General features: G+C 58.1%; 18 protein-coding genes. 16 read left to right on the top strand and 2 right to left on the bottom strand.

The genetic code is table 11. The features are described from left to right. From A9G06_RS07955 to ttcA, 9 genes are all read left to right on the top strand, one after another. Complete coding sequence (locus A9G06_RS07955) at positions 1-180, top strand: CcoQ/FixQ family Cbb3-type cytochrome c oxidase assembly chaperone (RefSeq protein ID WP_005336620.1); 180 nt, start codon at positions 1-3, stop codon at positions 178-180. Beyond that, entirely contained in the window at positions 180-1,163 is a 984-nt protein-coding gene (gene ccoP / locus A9G06_RS07950) for a cytochrome-c oxidase, cbb3-type subunit III (RefSeq protein ID WP_019446377.1), read from the top strand. The genes A9G06_RS07955 and ccoP overlap by 1 nt, the downstream gene beginning before the upstream one ends. 140 nt (positions 1,164-1,303) lie before the next feature. Continuing rightward, positions 1,304-1,804: a FixH family protein gene (locus A9G06_RS07945; protein WP_069554844.1), complete on the top strand. Its 501-nt coding sequence runs from the start codon at positions 1,304-1,306 to the stop codon at positions 1,802-1,804. Between the two features lie 86 nt (positions 1,805-1,890). Beyond that, entirely contained in the window at positions 1,891-4,275 is a 2,385-nt protein-coding gene (locus A9G06_RS07940) for a heavy metal translocating P-type ATPase (protein ID WP_069554843.1), read from the top strand. Positions 4,276-4,413: 138 nt separating this feature from the next. Beyond that, a complete protein-coding gene (gene ccoS, locus A9G06_RS07935; RefSeq protein ID WP_005336630.1) occupies positions 4,414-4,602 on the top strand; it encodes a cbb3-type cytochrome oxidase assembly protein CcoS in 189 nt (62 codons plus the stop codon). Continuing rightward, positions 4,586-5,272 (top strand): sulfite exporter TauE/SafE family protein, encoded by a 687-nt coding sequence (locus A9G06_RS07930; RefSeq protein ID WP_069554842.1) that lies wholly within the window; start codon positions 4,586-4,588, stop codon positions 5,270-5,272. The genes ccoS and A9G06_RS07930 overlap by 17 nt, the downstream gene beginning before the upstream one ends. A 68-nt stretch (positions 5,273-5,340) precedes the next feature. Continuing rightward, on the top strand, positions 5,341-6,096 hold the full coding sequence (locus A9G06_RS07925; RefSeq protein ID WP_005351934.1) for an FNR family transcription factor: 756 nt from the start codon (positions 5,341-5,343) through the stop codon (positions 6,094-6,096). Positions 6,097-6,247: 151 nt separating this feature from the next. Then, a complete protein-coding gene (gene uspE / locus A9G06_RS07920) occupies positions 6,248-7,195 on the top strand; it encodes a universal stress protein UspE (protein WP_005345417.1) in 948 nt (315 codons plus the stop codon). 74 nt (positions 7,196-7,269) lie between these two features. Further along, positions 7,270-8,178 carry a tRNA 2-thiocytidine(32) synthetase TtcA gene (gene ttcA / locus A9G06_RS07915; protein ID WP_069554841.1) on the top strand — a complete coding sequence of 303 codons (909 nt, stop codon included), beginning with the start codon at positions 7,270-7,272 and terminating at the stop codon, positions 8,176-8,178. A 101-nt stretch (positions 8,179-8,279) separates the two neighbouring features. Here the strand turns inward: ttcA and A9G06_RS07910 are convergent, their stop codons facing one another. Continuing rightward, positions 8,280-8,966: a DUF2987 domain-containing protein gene (locus tag A9G06_RS07910; protein WP_069554840.1), complete on the bottom strand. Its 687-nt coding sequence runs from the start codon at positions 8,964-8,966 to the stop codon at positions 8,280-8,282. Between the two features lie 16 nt (positions 8,967-8,982). Continuing rightward, the gene (locus A9G06_RS07905) at positions 8,983-9,720 is read right to left on the bottom strand and encodes a hypothetical protein (RefSeq protein WP_069554839.1); all 738 of its coding nucleotides are present in this window, start codon (positions 9,718-9,720) and stop codon (positions 8,983-8,985) included. Positions 9,721-9,921: 201 nt separating this feature from the next. On the opposite strand from A9G06_RS07905, the gene potA reads away from it, so the two are divergent. From potA to rbsD, 7 genes are all read left to right on the top strand, one after another. Then, positions 9,922-11,025, top strand: coding sequence for a spermidine/putrescine ABC transporter ATP-binding protein PotA (gene potA, locus A9G06_RS07900; protein ID WP_069554838.1), 1,104 nt, complete (start codon positions 9,922-9,924; stop codon positions 11,023-11,025). Beyond that, positions 11,012-11,899 carry a spermidine/putrescine ABC transporter permease PotB gene (gene potB / locus A9G06_RS07895; protein WP_069554837.1) on the top strand — a complete coding sequence of 296 codons (888 nt, stop codon included), beginning with the start codon at positions 11,012-11,014 and terminating at the stop codon, positions 11,897-11,899. Before potA ends, potB begins: the two co-directional genes overlap by 14 nt. After that, positions 11,896-12,666 carry a spermidine/putrescine ABC transporter permease PotC gene (gene potC, locus A9G06_RS07890; RefSeq protein WP_005336644.1) on the top strand — a complete coding sequence of 257 codons (771 nt, stop codon included), beginning with the start codon at positions 11,896-11,898 and terminating at the stop codon, positions 12,664-12,666. Before potB ends, potC begins: the two co-directional genes overlap by 4 nt. A gap of 81 nt (positions 12,667-12,747) precedes the next feature. After that, a complete protein-coding gene (locus tag A9G06_RS07885) occupies positions 12,748-13,815 on the top strand; it encodes an extracellular solute-binding protein (protein ID WP_083243755.1) in 1,068 nt (355 codons plus the stop codon). A 487-nt stretch (positions 13,816-14,302) separates the two neighbouring features. Beyond that, positions 14,303-15,640, top strand: coding sequence for a Vps62-related protein (locus A9G06_RS07880; protein WP_069554836.1), 1,338 nt, complete (start codon positions 14,303-14,305; stop codon positions 15,638-15,640). Positions 15,641-15,957: 317 nt separating this feature from the next. Next, a complete protein-coding gene (locus A9G06_RS07875) occupies positions 15,958-16,575 on the top strand; it encodes a glutathione S-transferase family protein (protein WP_069554835.1) in 618 nt (205 codons plus the stop codon). Positions 16,576-16,808: 233 nt separating this feature from the next. Beyond that, positions 16,809-17,228: a D-ribose pyranase gene (gene rbsD, locus A9G06_RS07870; RefSeq protein WP_069554834.1), complete on the top strand. Its 420-nt coding sequence runs from the start codon at positions 16,809-16,811 to the stop codon at positions 17,226-17,228. Positions 17,229-17,243 lie beyond the last annotated feature (15 nt).

Here is a 17,243-nt window from a genome sequence, read left to right as displayed (position 1 = left end):
ATGGACTACGGCACATTTCGCGGTCTGTATACCCTGCTGTTGATGGCCATCATGATTGGCATCATCGTCTGGGCCTACAGCAAACGCCGCAAGACCTCTTTCGACGAGGCTGCCAATCTGGTTTTTGCCGATGATGAGCAACCCGGTGCTGATAAAAAGAACGCAGGAGCGAAACAATAATGAGCACTCTGTTTAGCATTTTTGTGACTGTCATCAGTCTGGGAACCATCCTCGGCTGCTTCTTGCTGCTGATGTGGTGCCGCAAGGACAAGATGGGTGTTGAAGAAGGCAAATCGATGGGACACTCCTTCGATGGCATCGAGGAGATCAACAACCCGCTGCCGAAGTGGTGGACTTACATGTTCCTCTTCTTCATCGTCACCGGTCTGGTCTATCTGATCGCCTTCCCGGGGCTTGGCAACTTCAAAGGCCTGCTGGGCTGGCAAAGTTCCAACCAGGACGTGCGCTCGCTGGCCGAGTCCAAGGCTGCAACCGAATCGGCCAAGGCTGAAGGTCGCGCGGTGGAGTATGACCGTGAGGTCGCCAAGGCTGACGAGATCTACGGCGCCAAGTTCCGTGAACTCACCTATGAAGCGGATGGCAAAACCTATCGTGCCATTACCGAGATCGCCAAGGATCCGGAAGCCCTGAAAGTGGGTCAGCGTCTGTTCCTGCAGAACTGCTCCCAGTGCCACGGCTCTGACGCCCGCGGTGGTCGCGGTTTCCCGAACCTGACCGACAGCGAATGGCAATGGGGCGGCCAGCCTGATCAAATCAAGACCACCATCATGGGCGGTCGTCAGGGGATCATGGCTGCCTGGGGTGAAATCCTCGGCAAAGATGGCGTTCAGGAAGTGGCCTCCTATGTGCTGAGCCTCTCCGGTCGCAAGGTCGACCTGGTCGAAGCGAAGAAAGGTGAAGCACGCTTCGCCATCTGCGCTGCCTGCCACGGGGCCGATGCCAAGGGCGGTGTTGCCGTCGGTGCGCCAGATCTGACCAACAACACCTGGCTCTACGGTGGCTCCCGCGAAGTGGTGGTGCAAACCATCACCCACGGTCGTCACGGCGTGATGCCAGCCTGGAAAGACATTCTGGGTGAGGACAAGGTTCACCTGCTGGCCTCCTACGTTTACAGCCTGTCTCATCAGCAGTCTGCCAAATAAGGTTCGCCCGTAACGTTGTAACATGTGATAAACACGTGATTACACAGCAAAAAGCCTCGACTCCTCGAGGCTTTTTGTTATCTTGTGTTGCGTAAAAACCATCTTCCACGTTAATCATTCGTTTCATGGCAGTAGCAATCATGACCCAACCTCTATCCAAACCGTGGTATCGCCAATTCTGGCCCTGGTTTATCATCGCCCTCCCCACTGCCGCCGTGGTCGGCAGCATCGCCACCGCCATCATCGCCAGCAAGGATGGGGTCAATCTGGTGGCCGAGGACTATTACAAACAAGGGAAAGAGATCAATCAGGACTTGAGCAAGTTTGACCGCTCCGAAGCGCTCAATATCCGCTTTGGACTGGAGGTTGACGGCAACGAGCTGACCCTCAAACCCATCAGCGGTGACATTCCTGCCGGGCAAGCTCTCTATCTCTCATTGTTTCACCCGACCTTGGCCGGTCAGGACAGCGAACACATGATCACCGCCGATGCGAGCGGCACCTATCGCCTCCATTTCGACAAGCCGCTGGTCGGCAAGTGGCACATTCGGGTCGATGCCTTCGATCACCAGTGGCGATTGCAAGAGACCGTCCAGCTGCCCACCCTGGGCCCTGTCGAACTCGACCCGAAAGGACGCTAAGCCATGACCGGCTGTTCTCACTATGGCGAGCCGGTGCTCGCCAGCGCACCTGCTGCTTGCATTCTGCATTCAGGGAGGCATAACGCATGACCCCCTGCTTTCACTGTGGCGAGCCGGTACCCGCCAATAGCGGCTATTCCCTCGAGATAAAGGGGATTGTTCGCCCCATGTGCTGCCCCGGTTGTCAGGCGGTGGCAGAAACCATCATGGAGTGCGGCCTTGCCAGTTACTACGATCACCGCACCGCCCCCGGTACCAAGGGGGATCTGGTACCCGAGGAGCTGGCCGCCCTCACCCACTACGATCTGGCAGAAGTGCAACAGGATTTTGTCACCGACAGCGGTACCCTTCGCGAAATCCAGCTGACAGTAGAAGGGCTCACCTGCGCCGCCTGTGCCTGGCTGATCGAACGCCACTTGATGACACTGACGGGCCTGCGCTACATCAACGTCAACACCACCACCCACCGGGCCCGCATCAAGTGGGATCCGGGCCAGCTCTCCCTGAGTGACATCCTCAAGGGATTTGCCCAGATCGGCTATCGCGCCTATCCGTTCCAGACCCATCAACAGGAGGCGCTCTACGCCAAAGAGGTGCGCAGCTATATGTTCCGGCTGGCACTGGCAGGGCTGGGCTCAATGCAGGTGATGATGTGCGCCGTGGCCCTCTACATGGATCTCTTCATCAGCGTTGAAGATGAGTTCATGGTCTACTTCAAGTGGATAAGCCTGTTACTTTCCACCCCCATCATGATCTATTCGGCCCAGCCCTTTTACGTGGGCGCCTGGCGCAGCTTGAAACAGGGTCACCTGTCGATGGATGTGTCGGTGTCGCTGGCGCTGATCGGGGCTTTTATCGCCTCCATGTGGGCCACTGTGTTCAATACCGGTGAGGTCTATTACGACTCCATCACCATGTTCGTCTTCTTCCTGCTGCTGGGGCGCTTTCTCGAGTTGCGGGCCCGGCGCAAGGCGTCGGAATCAAGCTCCAATCTGGCGCGACTGGTGCCCATCATGGCGACCCGCATCGATGAGGAAGGGGAACATGAGGTAGCGGCCAAGACCTTGCAGGTCGGCGATCGGGTACGCGTGCTGGCCGGAGCAACCTTGCCAGCTGACGGCATCATTGTCGAAGGGCAAGCCAGCCTCAACGAATCCATGCTGACCGGTGAACAGCTGCCCCTGCTCAAACAGCGCGGTGATCAGGTCTATGCCGGCACCATCAACACGGATGCGCCGCTGCAGATCCGGGTCAGCCACCGTATTGAAGAGTCGCGGATCGCCCAGATCATGCGGCTGCAGGATCACGCCCTCGATGATAAACCGGCCATCGCCCAGATGGCGGATCAGCTGTCGCGCCACTTTATTCTGGTGCTGCTGATCATTGCCGCCGCGGTCTGGACCTTCTGGCACTTCCATCAACCGGATCAGGCGTTCTGGGTCACCCTCGCCGTGCTGGTTGCCACCTGCCCCTGTGCCCTGTCGCTGGCCACCCCGACGGCGCTAACCTCGGCCACCGCCAATCTGACCCGCAACGGCATTCTGCTGCGCCGTGGTCATGTGCTGGACGTGCTGACCAAGGCCAACCGGATCGTGATGGACAAGACTGGCACCCTGACCACAGGTGAGATCAGTTTGACCAGCACCACCACCTTGGCAGAGATGGACGAGACGCAATGCCTCGCCATCGCCCGGGCCATGGAGGCGCAATCCGAGCACCCCATTGCCCGCGCCTTCCGGCTGCCCGCCGACAGTATCAATGTGCTGCCATCCGCCCGCGAGATCACCCCGGTCATCGGTCACGGCATCACGGCGCTGGTGGATGGCGTACGCTACCGCATCGGCAGTGCCCGCTGGCTTGGGCTGAATCCGGCGCAAGAACGCGGCCGCGGTCTGGCTATCTATCTGGCCGACGAGCAACAGATATTGGCCCGCTTCAATCTGGAAGATACCCTGCGCCCCGATGCCAGGGCGCTGATCGCGGCATTCAAGGCGGCCGGTCTGCAAACTACCGTGCTGACTGGCGACAGCTCTTTGCAGGCAGACGAGATTGCCCGCGAGCTGGGCGTGGATGAGCTGGTCAAGGGAGTCTCGCCCGATGGCAAGCTGGCCTACCTCAAGGCCAGGGAAGCCCAAGGGGATATCAGCATCATGGTGGGCGATGGCATCAACGACGCCCCGGTACTGGCCGGAGCTCACGCCTCGTTTACCATGGCTGGTGGCACCGATCTGGCGAAAAACAGCGCCGATGCCATCCTGCTGGCCGATGACCTGAGCCTACTGCTCGAGGCCAGAGTGCTGGCAATGCGTACCCGCAAGATCATCATCGAGAACTTCGCCTGGTCCATCGGTTACAACCTGCTGGTGCTGCCGCTGGCGGCCTGCGGCTGGCTGCCCCCCTATCTGGCGGCGGCGGGCATGTCGCTCAGTTCACTCATCGTGGTAACCAACTCCATGCGCCTCAATCGATGAGACCGGTGGTGGAAAATAGCTGAAAATGTGGCCTGCCTCCAATGCAGGCCACATTTCTCACTGATAGCGGCTGGCCCCCTGCCCGAACAGGGTTACCATAGGGGACGCTTGCCAAGGATGAACGCCAAGGTACCTCTCATGAATATAATTTTTGTCCTGATCCCCATCGCCATCCTGTTTGTGATCATCGCCGGGGTCGTCTTCTTCTGGGCCATTCGCTCCGAGCAGTTTGAAGATCTCGACCGGCAGGGTTCCAACATCCTGTTTGACGAAGAGCAACCGGCCCACAAACCCGTAAAGCCTGCTGACCATGACCCACAACCTTGATCTGGCCGGCTCCCTGCTGGTCGGACTGGCAGGCTCTGCCCACTGTATCGGCATGTGCGGGGGTGTCTCTGCCGCGCTCTCCATGGCGATCCCCGCCAACAAGCAGCACTTTTGGGGGCGGCTCGCCTATCTGCTCAACTACAACCTCGGCCGGATCCTGAGCTATGTGATTGCAGGTGCACTGGTGGGCGGCCTGCTCGCCACCACCAGCGAGCTGGGCGCAGGCAAACACGCTATTGCCGGCTTACGCCTGGTGGCGGCATTATTGATGATTGCGCTTGGTCTCTATCTGGCGGGCTGGTGGCAAGGGATCTTGCTGCTGGAGCGGCTCGGCGCAAGACTTTGGCCCCGTATCAAACCGCTGGCGGGCAAATTTCTCCCCTTCACCTCGCCTGTGCAGGCACTGCCCTTTGGCATGGTGTGGGGTTGGCTCCCCTGCGGGCTGGTCTACTCCATGCTGACCTGGAGCGCGGCGGCGGGTTCGGCCAGTGGCGGGGCGCTCATCATGCTCTTTTTTGGCCTCGGCACCCTGCCCACCCTGTTCGCGCTCGGGGGGCTCGCCGATCGCCTGAGATACTGGCTCACCCTGCGCAGTTTGCGCCTTGGCGGGGCCCTGCTGCTCATTTTGTTCGGGGTACATACCTTCTGGATTGGCATTGCTTCCTTTTGAAACCCTATCCAAAACGGATGAGTTGATGGTAAACTTGTTTGATATAAATCAATTATTCGTATGAGCCTATGATCCCGGAAAAGAAACCTGGCAGACGTATCCAGAGCGGTGGCTGTGCAATTCATTGCCAGGATTGCAGCATCAGTCAGCTCTGTATTCCCTTCACTCTGAACGACAACGAGCTTGATCAGCTGGACAGCATCATCGAGCGCAAGAAGCCGATCCAGAAGGGTGAAGAGCTGTTCAAGGCTGGCGATGAGTTCAAATCGCTCTATGCCATCCGTTCCGGGACCATCAAGTCTTACACCATCACCGAGCAAGGGGATGAGCAGATCACTGCGTTCCACCTCGCTGGCGATCTGGTCGGTTTTGATGCCATCAACAAGCAGGCCCACCCCTCCTTCGCCCAGGCGCTGGAAACGGCCATGGTGTGCGAGATCCCCTTTGAAGTGCTGGATGATCTCTCCGGCAAGATGCCCAAACTGCGCCAGCAGATCATGCGTCTGATGAGCAGCGAAATCATGGGCGATCAGGAAATGATCCTGCTGCTCTCCAAGAAGAATGCTGAAGAGCGCCTCGCCGCCTTCCTGCACAATCTGTCGGTACGCTTCTCCGAGCGCGGTTTCTCCGCCAAGGAGTTCCGTCTCTCCATGACCCGTGGTGACATTGGCAACTATCTGGGTCTGACCGTCGAGACCATCAGTCGTCTGCTCGGCCGTTTCCAGAAGTCCGGTCTCATCAGCGTTAAAGGCAAATACATTACCGTGCTGGATCAGGTCGCCCTTGGCATGATGGCCGGAGCTACTCGCCCGCCCTGCGGCTGATTTTTCCGCTTACCCTCCCGCTTTTCTCCTGCTTTCCCTGCCGGATCCTTTCCTCTGGAATGTGATCCGGTACGTTCCCCATACCCTCCTCCTGCGCTAAGCTGTAATGGCTAAGATTCTGCTGTCATTGGACTTTTCCAAGGAGGAGAAGATGGTCAAATATCAGAATATTCTGGTGGTTATCAATCCAGAAGAGGAGCGTCAAATCGCCCTCGAACGGGCAGTCAAAGTCGCCGAGCTGGACGAAAACGCCCATCTGACCCTGCTGCTCACCATCTATGACTTCTCGTATGAAATGACTGCCATGCTCTCGGTGGACGAGCGGCAAGAGATGCGTGATGGCGTCATTTCACAGCGACGTGAGTGGCTGGACGAGATCCTGACCCCCTATCGGGCACAGGGGATCGAGTGCGAGGTGAAAGTGGTCTGGCACAATCGTCCCTTCGAGTGCGTCATTCAGGAAGTGCTGGAGCAGCGCCACGATCTGGTGGTCAAAGCCACACACCATCACAGCTTCCTGCAAACCTTCATCTTTACCCCCACCGACTGGCACCTGCTGCGCAAATGCCCCTGTCCGGTGCTGCTGGTCAAGGAGGGTCACTGGCAACGGGGCGGCAACATCATCGCCGCCATCAACTGCTCAAGCGACGATCCGGATCAGAAACTGCTCAACGAACGGATCACCCAGGAGGGGAGTGACATCGCCGAGCTGCTGGGCTCCAACCTTTATCTGGTCAACACCTACCCGGGCACCCCGGTCAACGTGGCCATCGAGCTGCCGGAGTTTGATCCCAACGCTTACAACGAGGCGATCCGCAAACACCACGAAAGCCTGCTGCTAAGCCATGCCGACAAGTTCGGGATCGGTCATCTCTGGACCCGGGTAGCAGAGGGGCTACCGGAAGAGGTGTTGCCGGATATGGCCGAAGAGCTCAAGGCGACCCTGATGATCATGGGCTGCGTCGGCCGTACCGGGCTTTCTGCTGCTCTGCTCGGCAATACTGCCGAACATGTGATTGACCGCCTCTCCTGCGACATCCTGATCCTCAAACCGGCGGACTACAGCTGCCCGGTCGACAGCCGTCGCAATCAATCATAAGGTGCCTGGCACCTTGCCCTCCCCCGGGACATGGCTATAATAACGCGCTTATTTGTGTCCCGGGTTTTACGAGCATGCTAGAAGAGCTGAACGCCAAAGAAAAATACAGTTTTAACAAACTGCAGAAGCGCCTGCGGCGCAACGTGGGTCAGGCCATTGCCGACTTCAACATGATTGAAGAGGGCGACAAGGTCATGGTCTGCCTCTCCGGCGGCAAGGACAGCTTCGGTATGCTCGACATACTGATGAGCCTCAAAGCCAGTGCCCCCATCCATTTTGATCTGGTTGCTGTCAACCTGGATCAGAAGCAGCCCGGTTTCCCCGAGCATGTGCTGCCCGAGTATCTGGATTCCCTCGGCATCGAGTACAAGATCGTCGAGGAAGATACCTACTCCATCGTCAAAGAGAAGGTACCGGAAGGCAAAACCACCTGCTCCCTCTGCTCACGGCTGCGCCGCGGTATTCTCTACCGCACCGCCCAGGAGCTGGGTTGCACCAAGATTGCCCTTGGCCACCACCGCGACGACATCCTCGAGACCCTGTTCCTCAACATGTTCTACGGTGGCAAGCTCAAGTCCATGCCGCCCAAGCTGGTGAGCGACGATGGCAAGAACGTGGTGATCCGCCCGCTGGCCTACTGCAAAGAGAAGGATCTGATCCGCTACGCCGACGTCAAAGCCTTCCCCATCATTCCGTGCAACCTGTGCGGCTCGCAGGAGAACCTGCAGCGTCAGGCCATCAAACAGATGATGCAGGATTGGGATCGCCGCTTCCCCGGTCGTATCGAAACCATGTTCACCGCCATTCAGGACGTGATCCCGAGCCACCTGCTCGACCACAAGCTGTTTGACTTCAAGAGCATCAACCGCGACTCCGGCATCATCGATGGCGGCGACAAGGCCTTTGATCCGCCCGAAATGCCAAAGGCGCCGCTGCTGGATATCGACGAGCTGGACATGCTGGATGTGATTGAAGTGCGCTAAGCCGCGCTCACAGGGCAAAGCACGCAATAAAAAAGGAGCGATGATCGCTCCTTTTTTGCTTTCTTGATCTGCCTGTTACCAACGTGACAGCGCCATCGGCATCAGCCCTTGTGCAGCCAGGGGGTCAGTCGCAGCACGTCACCCTGCAAGCACAGTTGCCCGGCAGCGAACGCGGCCAGTTGCTCATTGCTAAGCAACAGATGGCCTTCCTCCCAGGGCAGCGCTTCCTGACGGGCGCCATCAATCAGATAAGCAGTGCCGCTCTGCTGCACCAGGGTAATGCGTACCCCTTCCATCTTCGGCAGGAAGTGCTTGCCGACCATGCCCGCCATCTTGTCGAGCAGCGACTGCATCTGCTGCTGACGGGCCGCCAGCTCGGCCAAGGGCAGCTCGGGCCCGTTCGGCGCATCTGCCATCACCTGTACCGTCATATCGCATGTGGCGTGCTCTTCTTTCAGGCCGACGGTCACGATCCCCTTGTCGAGGTTGAGATCCTCATCAAAAGGCAGGCGCAGTTCGCTATCGACCGTTACCTCGCCCGCCACCTCCTTGCTGTCGGTTGCAACCCGGGCAAAGGTGAGGCCGCAGCGCTGACCATTTTGCGGATCGGTCAGATAAAACCCCAGTCTGGCGTGACCAAACTCCCCTTTGGCAAAGGTCTTCATCTGGCTGTAGAAGGTGCTGTATTGCAGATCCCGCACCGGCTCAGCCAGCGCCAGCCCTGGCAGCAAGAGCGTGGCCAGCAGACTCTGGCGCACAGCCTTGGTCACTCCATATCGACGGGTCATTCAACGTCCTTTTGCATCATGCATTGAAATGGTTGGGGCCTTCTGTCACCTCGTTAACCTCTACCCCCACCCCACAGAGATCCCGATAGAGGATCCCCTTGCAGTTGAAATAGAGCGGTGCCACCCAGATAAGCCCCAACCCCATGGGGATCAGAGCCAGGAAGAAGAGCGCGGTCATCACGCCGTGGAACAGCACAATGCTGGGCCAGCCGCGCGCAAAGAGCTTGAGAGAGACCAGAATGGCCTGGGGCGGCGTCAGGCCACGCTCCAGCACCAGCGGCACGGTAAAGAGCAGCCCCATACCGATCAGCGCCGAGGGAACGAAAGAGAGTACGGCGGGCAAGCCCAGCAGATCGAATAGCGGGCCAAACAGGCTGGTGAGCAGACTGCCAAGCAGGCTCAGCATGCCGAGGCGTACAAAGTGGCGGAAGAAGTCGAACACCTGGTTGGCTCTAGCGCGCACCCCGACCGACTGCTGCAACCCCAGCATATCGAGGGAGCTGGTCATGGGAGCCATCACCACCGTCATCAGCAGGCTCAGCACCATGGCCACATTCATCTGGCTGTCATCCCCCAGATAGGGCAACAGCAGCACATTGCTGAGCAGGATCCAGATCGCCGTCACCCCGACAATCGCCAGCAGCAGGCCAAATCCGGTACGGCGGGTCTGTTGCCATCCCTCCTGGATGACCCCTTTCAGATCAAGGCGGTAGCCCTGGTTCAGAGACTGCTCAAGGGAGCCGCCAATACGCATTTTATTACTCAATTGACTATCCAATATCGAAAACGACCAAATCAGGTGGCACATTATAGCGATTTGGTCTGCTATTCGTAGCCGTTTTTCCTGCGCACTTGCTGCTAATTCGGGCCAAAAAGCCTTTAATTTCATGTGTCGGCTGCATAGAATGCGGCCCTCTTTCAACACGATGGCCACTGGCTGGGGTGAGACTGGCGGATGATGAACAATCCACAGGTAATTGTCGCGCTGAACAAGATCAGCAAAAAATACGATGGCAAGGTGATCCTGAGTGACCTTGACCTTGAAATCTATGACGGTGAATTTCTTACCCTGCTGGGCCCCTCCGGCTGTGGCAAGACCACCCTGCTGCGCCTGCTGGCCGGGCTCGAATCGGTCGACGGTGGCACCATCCATCTGGCCGGTGACGAGATCACCCATATCCCCGCCGAACACAGGCACATCAACACCGTGTTCCAGAGCTATGCGCTCTTCCCCCATATGACGGTGTTTGAAAACGTCGCCTTTGGCCTCGAGATGCAGAAAGTACCGGCCAGCGAGATCCGCCAGCGGGTCGAGGAGACCCTCGCCATGGTGCAGCTCACCGAGCTGGCCAACCGCCGCCCGGATCAGCTCTCCGGCGGTCAGCAACAACGGGTCGCCATTGCCCGCGCCGTGGTCAACAAGCCACGCCTGCTGCTACTCGACGAATCCCTCTCGGCGCTCGACTACAAGCTGCGCAAGCAGATGCAGAGCGAGCTCAAGGCGCTGCAGCGTCGCCTTGGCATCACCTTTGTCTTCGTTACCCATGATCAGGAAGAGGCGCTCACCATGTCTGATCGCATCCTAGTGATGGAGGGGGGCAAGATCATCCAGCGCGGCACCCCGCGCGATATCTACGAATCGCCAGCAAACCTGTTCGTGGCCCGCTTTATCGGCGAGATCAACGTGATGGATGGCAAGCTGATCAGCCAGCGCGAGCCCGGTATCTGGCAGGCGGAGGTAGAGGGGCGCGAATGCCTGCTCCATACCACCTTGCCGTTCCAGCCAGACGAGAAGGTGCTGGTGCTGCTGCGCCCGGAAGATCTGCGCATTCTCGATCAGGATGACGATCAGAGCGGCGCGCTGCGGGGCAATATCCGCGAGCGCAACTACAAGGGGGCGACGCTGGATTCGGTGATCGAGCTCGAAAGTGGCAAACAGCTGCTTATCTCCGAGTTCTTCGACGAGGATGACCCCGATTTTGACTACCGTCTGGGTCAGGAGGTGGCGATCCACTGGGTTGACAGCTGGGAGGTGGTGCTGCCCTATGAGCCTCACTAATCTGCGGGTACCGCACAGCTTTGCCCACAACGGCTTTCGCAACGGGGCCATCGCGCTGATCCTCGGCTGGCTGACGCTGTTTGTCTTCCTGCCCAACCTGATGATCATCGGCGTCAGCTTCCTGACCCGTGACGAGTCCGAGCTTATCGCGCCGCTCTTTACCCTGAGCAACTATGGCCGCCTGCTGGACCCGCTCTATTTCGAGGTGCTGCTCCACTCCCTCTGGCTGGCGCTGCTCGCTACAAGCATCTGCTTGCTGGTGGGCTACCCCTTTGCCTGGCTGTTGGCCCATCTGCCAGCGCGTGTCCGCCCGCTGCTGCTGTTTCTGGTGGTGGTGCCGTTCTGGACCAACTCCCTCATTCGTACCTATGCGCTGAAAGTGCTGCTCGGCACCCGGGGGCTGATCAATGGCTGGCTGCTGGATCTGGGGCTTATCGAGCGACCGCTGCAGATGATGTATACCGAGGTGGCCGTCATCATCGGGCTGGTCTATGTGCTGCTCCCCTTTATGGTGCTGCCGCTCTACTCCAGCATCGAAAAGCTGGATGGCCGTTTGCTGGAGGCGGCGCGAGATCTTGGCGCCAACGGCTGGCAGCGGCTGGTGCGGATCATCCTGCCCCTCACCCTGCCCGGCATCATCGCCGGTTGTCTGCTGGTGTTCCTGCCCGCCATGGGGATGTTTTATGTCTCCGATCTGCTGGGGGGCGCCAAGCACCTGCTGATTGGTAACCTGATCAAGACCCAGTTCCTCAACAGCCGTGACTGGCCCTTTGGCGCCGCCATCAGCGTGATGCTGACGGTGCTGATGGCGCTGTTGGTCTACTGCTACTGGCGGGCGGGCAAGCTGCTCAGCAAGAAGGGGGAGCTGGCATGATGCGCGCACTGAAAGCTCTGTTCCTGCTGCTGGTGTTTGGCTATCTCTATGTGCCCATCGGGGTGCTGATCGCCAACTCCTTCAACCTGTCGAAATATGGCATCGACTGGCGCGGCTTTACCCTGGGCTGGTATGAGAAGCTGTTTGCCAGCGCCAGCCTGATGCAGGCGGCCCAGCACTCCCTGACCATCGCCGCCCTCACCGCCACCGCGGCCACCCTGATCGGCACCCTTACCGCCGTGGCGCTGTTTCGCTACCGCTTTCGCGGCAAACAGTACGTGAGCGGCATGCTGTTCGTGGTGATGATGTCCCCCGATATCGTGATGGCTATTTCGCTCCTGACCCTGTTTGTGGTCACCGGCATTGCGCTGGGCTTCTGGTCGCTGCTGATCGCCCACATCACCTTCTGCCTGCCGTTCGTGGTGATCACCGTCTACTCGCGGCTGTGCGGTTTTGATGTGCGGATGCTGGAAGCCGCGCGGGATCTGGGAGCTGGCGAGTGGATCATCCTGCGCCGCATCATACTGCCGCTGGCCCTGCCGGCGGTGATGGCGGGCTGGCTGCTCTCCTTTACTCTGTCGCTGGACGACGTGGTAGTGAGCTCCTTTGTCACCGGCCCGGCCTACGAGATCCTGCCGCTCAAGATCTACTCCATGGTCAAGGTGGGGGTCTCCCCCGAGGTCAACGCCCTGGCCACCCTGATGCTGGTCGCCTCCCTCGGGATGGTGCTGCTGGCGCAACTGTTACTGCGTAAACGGCAGGGTTGACCCTGCCCGTTTCGTCCCCGCCATCTTTGGCGAACTCTGTCACGGTGGGCCGCAAGGCCCCATAACCCCAAGGAGTTGTTGATGACAATCCAACACAAGGCCGGCGCCCTGCTGGCAGCCGCCCTCACCCTCACCACCCCGCTGCTGAGCCAGAGCGCTCACGCGGCCGACGACAAGGTGGTCTACTTCTACAACTGGTCGGAATATGTGCCGGACGGCCTGCTGGAGCAGTTCCAGCAAGAGACCGGTATCAAGGTGATCTACTCCACCTACGAATCCAACGAGACCCTCTACGCCAAGCTGAAAACCCATGGCGACGGCTATGACGTGGTGGTGCCCAGCACCTATTTCATCTCGAAAATGGCCAAAGAGGGGATGCTGCAGCCGCTGGATCGCGCCCAGGTGCCCAACTTCAAGCACCTCGACCCTACCCTGCTCAACCACGAGTACGACCCGGACAACCGCTACTCCATCCCCTATATCTGGGGCGCAACCGGGATCGGCACCAACACCGACATCATCGAGCAGCCGGTGACCAGCTGGAAGCAGCTCTGGGCACCGGAGTGGAAAGAGAGCCTGCTGCTGATGGACGATGCCCGCGAGGTGTTCCATATCGCGCTGGTGCAGCTGGGCTACAGCCCCAACACCCAGGACAAGGCGCAAATTGCCGAAGCGTTCGAATACCTGAAAAAGCTGATGCCCAACGTCAAGGCGTTCAACTCCGACAACCCGGCCGACCCCTTTATCGCCGGAGAGGTCAATATCGGCATGCTGTGGAACGGCTCGGCCTACGGCGCCCAGCGCGAATACCCCTCCATCCAGATGACCTACCCCGAAGAAGGCGCCGTGCTCTGGATGGACAACCTCGCCATCCCGGCCAAGGCCAAGCATGTGAAGGAGGCACACGCTCTGATCAACTTCCTGATGCGCCCCGATGTGGCCGCCAAGGTGGCCGAGGCGATTGGCTACCCCACCCCGGTCAAGGATGCTATTCCACTGCTCACCCCGGCGTTTCGCAATAACCCCATGGTCTTCCCGAGCGACGAGATCAAGCGCAAGGGCGAATTCCAGTCCGATGTGGGTGATGTCTCCCGCCTCTACGAGCAGTACTTCCTGCAGCTGAAAGCCATGGTGGCAAAGGCGGGTTAAGTCGACTGTTAATTGACCCTGACGGGGTTAATGAATGAAGGGGGCAATTGCCCCCTTTTACATCTTGGTACGAATACTCTCGCCATCCAAGAAGCAGGCTTTAACTACACGGATCTGTGATCCACCTTCACCTGACCCCATCCCCGAGCACAACTAAGGTCCAACGAGCTTAAAGAGTTTCCTATCCCGACCTGTCAAAACTGTCAGAACTGTCAGAACTGTCAGGTATGACCATATATATCAGGACTTACACTCTGACAGCTGTGTTTAAAGACCTAGTGAACGATATGCGCCCATACAAATTGCACATATCGGCCATTGATGACGCAGCATCAGGTAGACGTGGTGATACGCAGTTTCTCACTACCAGAGATAGAAGCAGTTTGGCTTGCTCCTGTTGCTCGCTGACATTGATACCTGTACTCAATCTCATATGAGTCGACCAATTCAGATCTCGAGCACACTATCCAACAAAAGGACTTTGAAGATGGAAACAAACGTCATTGCTGAAACGACCTTCAATACTGAAGCCATTTCCAAAACTGATACGACGGTTGCTCGTGTAATGCAGTTCGGCGATCTAGAGCTGGCCTTTACCACCGAGTATGAATATCGCTGGAATGATCGCGGCAGCGGTGCTGACCATGACATCGGATTTTATCACCCGATCCCGCCAGTAGGTTTTTATGCACTGGGTAGCATCGGAGTGAACAATTACGATAATCCCAACGGAAAGTTCGCGTCATTGTGCGTGAAAAACGTGTCCAAACCGAATCAGAAGCCCGCCTTGGCACAGCCGATTAGGTTTGACTTAATTTGGACAGATCGTGGCAGCGGTGCCAAAGCTGATGGCTCGTGCTGGCGGCCAGTTCCGCCTGCAGGCTATGTCGCACTGGGCGATATCTTTGTCACTGGATACAACGCACCTACAGGGCTTCAAGTAATGTGTGTGGCCGAAGAGCTCGTTTGCGATGGAAAAATTGGCAATTTGATCTGGGATGACACCGGCTCGGGGGCAGACCGTGATTTTGGCGTCTGGCAAATCGACGCTAGTAAGTCTTTTCTGGATACCCCAGATGGAATTTTTGCCGTCAACAGTTTCGTTGGTCGAGATAGTCACCAAAAGCCTGACAGCGCTTCCGTCGCTTATAATCTCCGACTGCCATTGCCAACCGAAGTAGTAACCCACTCCATCGATAAACCCATACTCACGGGTCGAACCAAGCCGCCAACACACACCAATCCCAAAGTTGATCGAATCGTCACCGTGCCATTTACAGCTGTACGTGATGACACAAAAAACGTGGAATGGCGAGTGAGGAACTCTCCGTTCTACACAGTTGAACGCAGCGTCGACTACTCATTGGTACTGTTTATCGACAACACGACGCAAACCGAGCAATCCGCATCAACATCCATCACAACAGGTGTGTCAAAAGAAAGTAGCCAGACATTTTCCATCAATACGGGTATTACCGTCGGTTATGAAAGCGGTATAGATGCAGGTGGTTTCAGTACGAAAGCAAGTGTTTCACTCAGCATCGAGCTGGGATACTCAACAACACAATCTGTGACCCAGTTTCGCTCGGAGACCGACGAGGCAACCCTTATCGCAGCGCCAAACCACGCAGCAGCGCTGTGGATTGAGTCGAACAGTTTGCAAGTACGGCGTGCGGATCGCTCTCCGGTTGGAGCACCATTGTCTTTCGAAACGATCGATACTGGTTATGTGATCTCCGAATATCCGGCTGATCTCAGAGGTACTGAGAATCGCTCCACAGTGATGCTGCGACGAAATCGCAGTCGCCTTCCGACCCTAGAATAATTTCGAACAATTATCATATGATGACCCCTAGATTGTGACAGAGTAAAACAGCGGCGGCGGTCTACCTACCGCCGCTATCTATTCCAAATACATCTGCGTTCCCATCAACTTCGGCAGGTTCTGGTTCGACGTGTATTGGTCGAGGAATTTCAGGTGGCCAAAGCCGATTAATTCTGCGCTTTTTCATTACCCCTTAGGGGTGTAGATTGGTTGGGGGGCAAACGTTGCCCCCTCTCTTTTTTCATGACTGCCCATGGTGCTCCGCGAAGCAATCTTTCGCTGATATCGCGGGTGGCCTGAGCCAATCAGGAGTATTCATGTCCGATCTGACCCTCTATTTCGCTCCCGGCACCTGTGCCATGGCCGTGCAGATTGCCCTGCTGGAAGCGAATGCCCCGTTCCAACCCCGTCTCGTCAACCTCGCCGCAGGGGAGCAGCGTAGCCCCGCATATCTTGCCATCAACCCCAAAGGGCGGGTGCCTGCCCTTGTCACCGAGCAGGGCCCCCTGACCGAGACCCCGGCCCTGCTGCTCTATGTGGCGCAGCGCTTCCCCGATGCCAAGCTGGCACCGCTGGACAACCCGTTCCTGCTGGCCCGCATGCAGGAGGTCAACAGTTTCCTCGCCTCCACCGTGCATGTCTCCCATGCCCACGGTCGCCGTGGCAGCCGCTGGGCCGATGACGAGCAGGCCATTGCCGCCATGCAGCAGAAAGTCGCCAGCAATATGCGTGACGGCTTTGCCCAGATTGAGCAGCACTATCTGGCTGGCCCCTGGGTGCTCGGCGAGCAGTTCAGCGTGGCGGACATCTATCTGTTCGTGGTCGCGGGCTGGCTGAAAAGCGATGGGGTCGAGATCAGTGAATTCCCCAAGGTTGCCGATCATTATCAGCGCATGCTGAGCCGTCCGGCGGTAGCCAAGGCACTGGCCAACTAACCATAAAATCAATAGCTCGATGAATAACAAGGGTGTCAGGGCTCTGCTGACACCCTTCCTGCCTCCTCCCCTGCACTTCTTCTCCCGCCTTTGAGATCGTTTTCACATTTCCGTGGTTTTGCCGTGGCCCTTCCCCGGTAAAAAGCCTATCTTTGCGCCATGACGCAACCGGTTGCGTAACCGGTTGCCTAACGGTTCACAGATTGACGGGCCAAGGCCTGATGAGGTGCTGTATGAAACGAGGCGTACTGCTCAATGCTCCCCTGAGTGCTCTGGTGGCACAGATGGGCCACACCGACGAGATCACCGTCTGCGATGCAGGCTTGCCCATACCGGCAGGTCCGGAGCGGATCGATCTGGCGCTGATGGCGGGGACCCCCAGCCTTGCAACCGTACTGACCGCCCTGCTCACCGATCTGGTGGTGGAGAAGGTGATCATGGCGACCGAGATCAAGCAGATCAGCCCCGCCGCCCATCAGGCGCTGGTCGATCAGCTTGAGGCTCACGCAGCCGCCCAGGGCAAGCCCATCGCTATCGAATACTGTCTGCACGAGGAGTTCAAAACCCGCTCCCGCCAGAGCAAGGCGATCGTGCGCAGCGGCGAGGTGACTCCCTACGCCAACCTGATCCTCTGCGCCGGTGTGGCGTTCTGACATTCTTCAAAGAAG

This window comes from Aeromonas sp. DNP9 (assembly GCF_001728955.1).
In the GTDB taxonomy this organism is placed as follows: domain Bacteria; phylum Pseudomonadota; class Gammaproteobacteria; order Enterobacterales; family Aeromonadaceae; genus Aeromonas; species Aeromonas veronii.
The sequence above is the reverse complement of the archived record's forward strand: the minus strand, read 5'-3'. Positions and strand labels throughout refer to the sequence as shown.

Excerpts from the sequence above, each read along its gene's own strand:
- potA (WP_069554838.1), top strand. The coding sequence starts at position 9,922 with ATGATGAACAATCCACAGGTAATTGTCGCGCTGAACAAGATCAGCAAA.
- potB (WP_069554837.1), top strand. The coding sequence starts at position 11,012 with ATGAGCCTCACTAATCTGCGGGTACCGCACAGCTTTGCCCACAACGGC.
- A9G06_RS07910 (WP_069554840.1), bottom strand. The coding sequence starts at position 8,966 with ATGACCCGTCGATATGGAGTGACCAAGGCTGTGCGCCAGAGTCTGCTG.
- ccoS (WP_005336630.1), top strand. The coding sequence starts at position 4,414 with ATGAATATAATTTTTGTCCTGATCCCCATCGCCATCCTGTTTGTGATC.
- ccoP (WP_019446377.1), top strand. The coding sequence starts at position 180 with ATGAGCACTCTGTTTAGCATTTTTGTGACTGTCATCAGTCTGGGAACC.
- uspE (WP_005345417.1), top strand. The coding sequence starts at position 6,248 with ATGGTCAAATATCAGAATATTCTGGTGGTTATCAATCCAGAAGAGGAG.
- A9G06_RS07955 (WP_005336620.1), top strand. The coding sequence starts at position 1 with ATGGACTACGGCACATTTCGCGGTCTGTATACCCTGCTGTTGATGGCC.
- A9G06_RS07885 (WP_083243755.1), top strand. The coding sequence starts at position 12,748 with ATGACAATCCAACACAAGGCCGGCGCCCTGCTGGCAGCCGCCCTCACC.
- A9G06_RS07945 (WP_069554844.1), top strand. The coding sequence starts at position 1,304 with ATGACCCAACCTCTATCCAAACCGTGGTATCGCCAATTCTGGCCCTGG.
- rbsD (WP_069554834.1), top strand. The coding sequence starts at position 16,809 with ATGAAACGAGGCGTACTGCTCAATGCTCCCCTGAGTGCTCTGGTGGCA.
- A9G06_RS07940 (WP_069554843.1), top strand. The coding sequence starts at position 1,891 with ATGACCCCCTGCTTTCACTGTGGCGAGCCGGTACCCGCCAATAGCGGC.
- A9G06_RS07930 (WP_069554842.1), top strand. The coding sequence starts at position 4,586 with ATGACCCACAACCTTGATCTGGCCGGCTCCCTGCTGGTCGGACTGGCA.
- A9G06_RS07925 (WP_005351934.1), top strand. The coding sequence starts at position 5,341 with ATGATCCCGGAAAAGAAACCTGGCAGACGTATCCAGAGCGGTGGCTGT.
- ttcA (WP_069554841.1), top strand. The coding sequence starts at position 7,270 with ATGCTAGAAGAGCTGAACGCCAAAGAAAAATACAGTTTTAACAAACTG.
- A9G06_RS07875 (WP_069554835.1), top strand. The coding sequence starts at position 15,958 with ATGTCCGATCTGACCCTCTATTTCGCTCCCGGCACCTGTGCCATGGCC.
- A9G06_RS07905 (WP_069554839.1), bottom strand. The coding sequence starts at position 9,720 with ATGCGTATTGGCGGCTCCCTTGAGCAGTCTCTGAACCAGGGCTACCGC.
- potC (WP_005336644.1), top strand. The coding sequence starts at position 11,896 with ATGATGCGCGCACTGAAAGCTCTGTTCCTGCTGCTGGTGTTTGGCTAT.
- A9G06_RS07880 (WP_069554836.1), top strand. The coding sequence starts at position 14,303 with ATGGAAACAAACGTCATTGCTGAAACGACCTTCAATACTGAAGCCATT.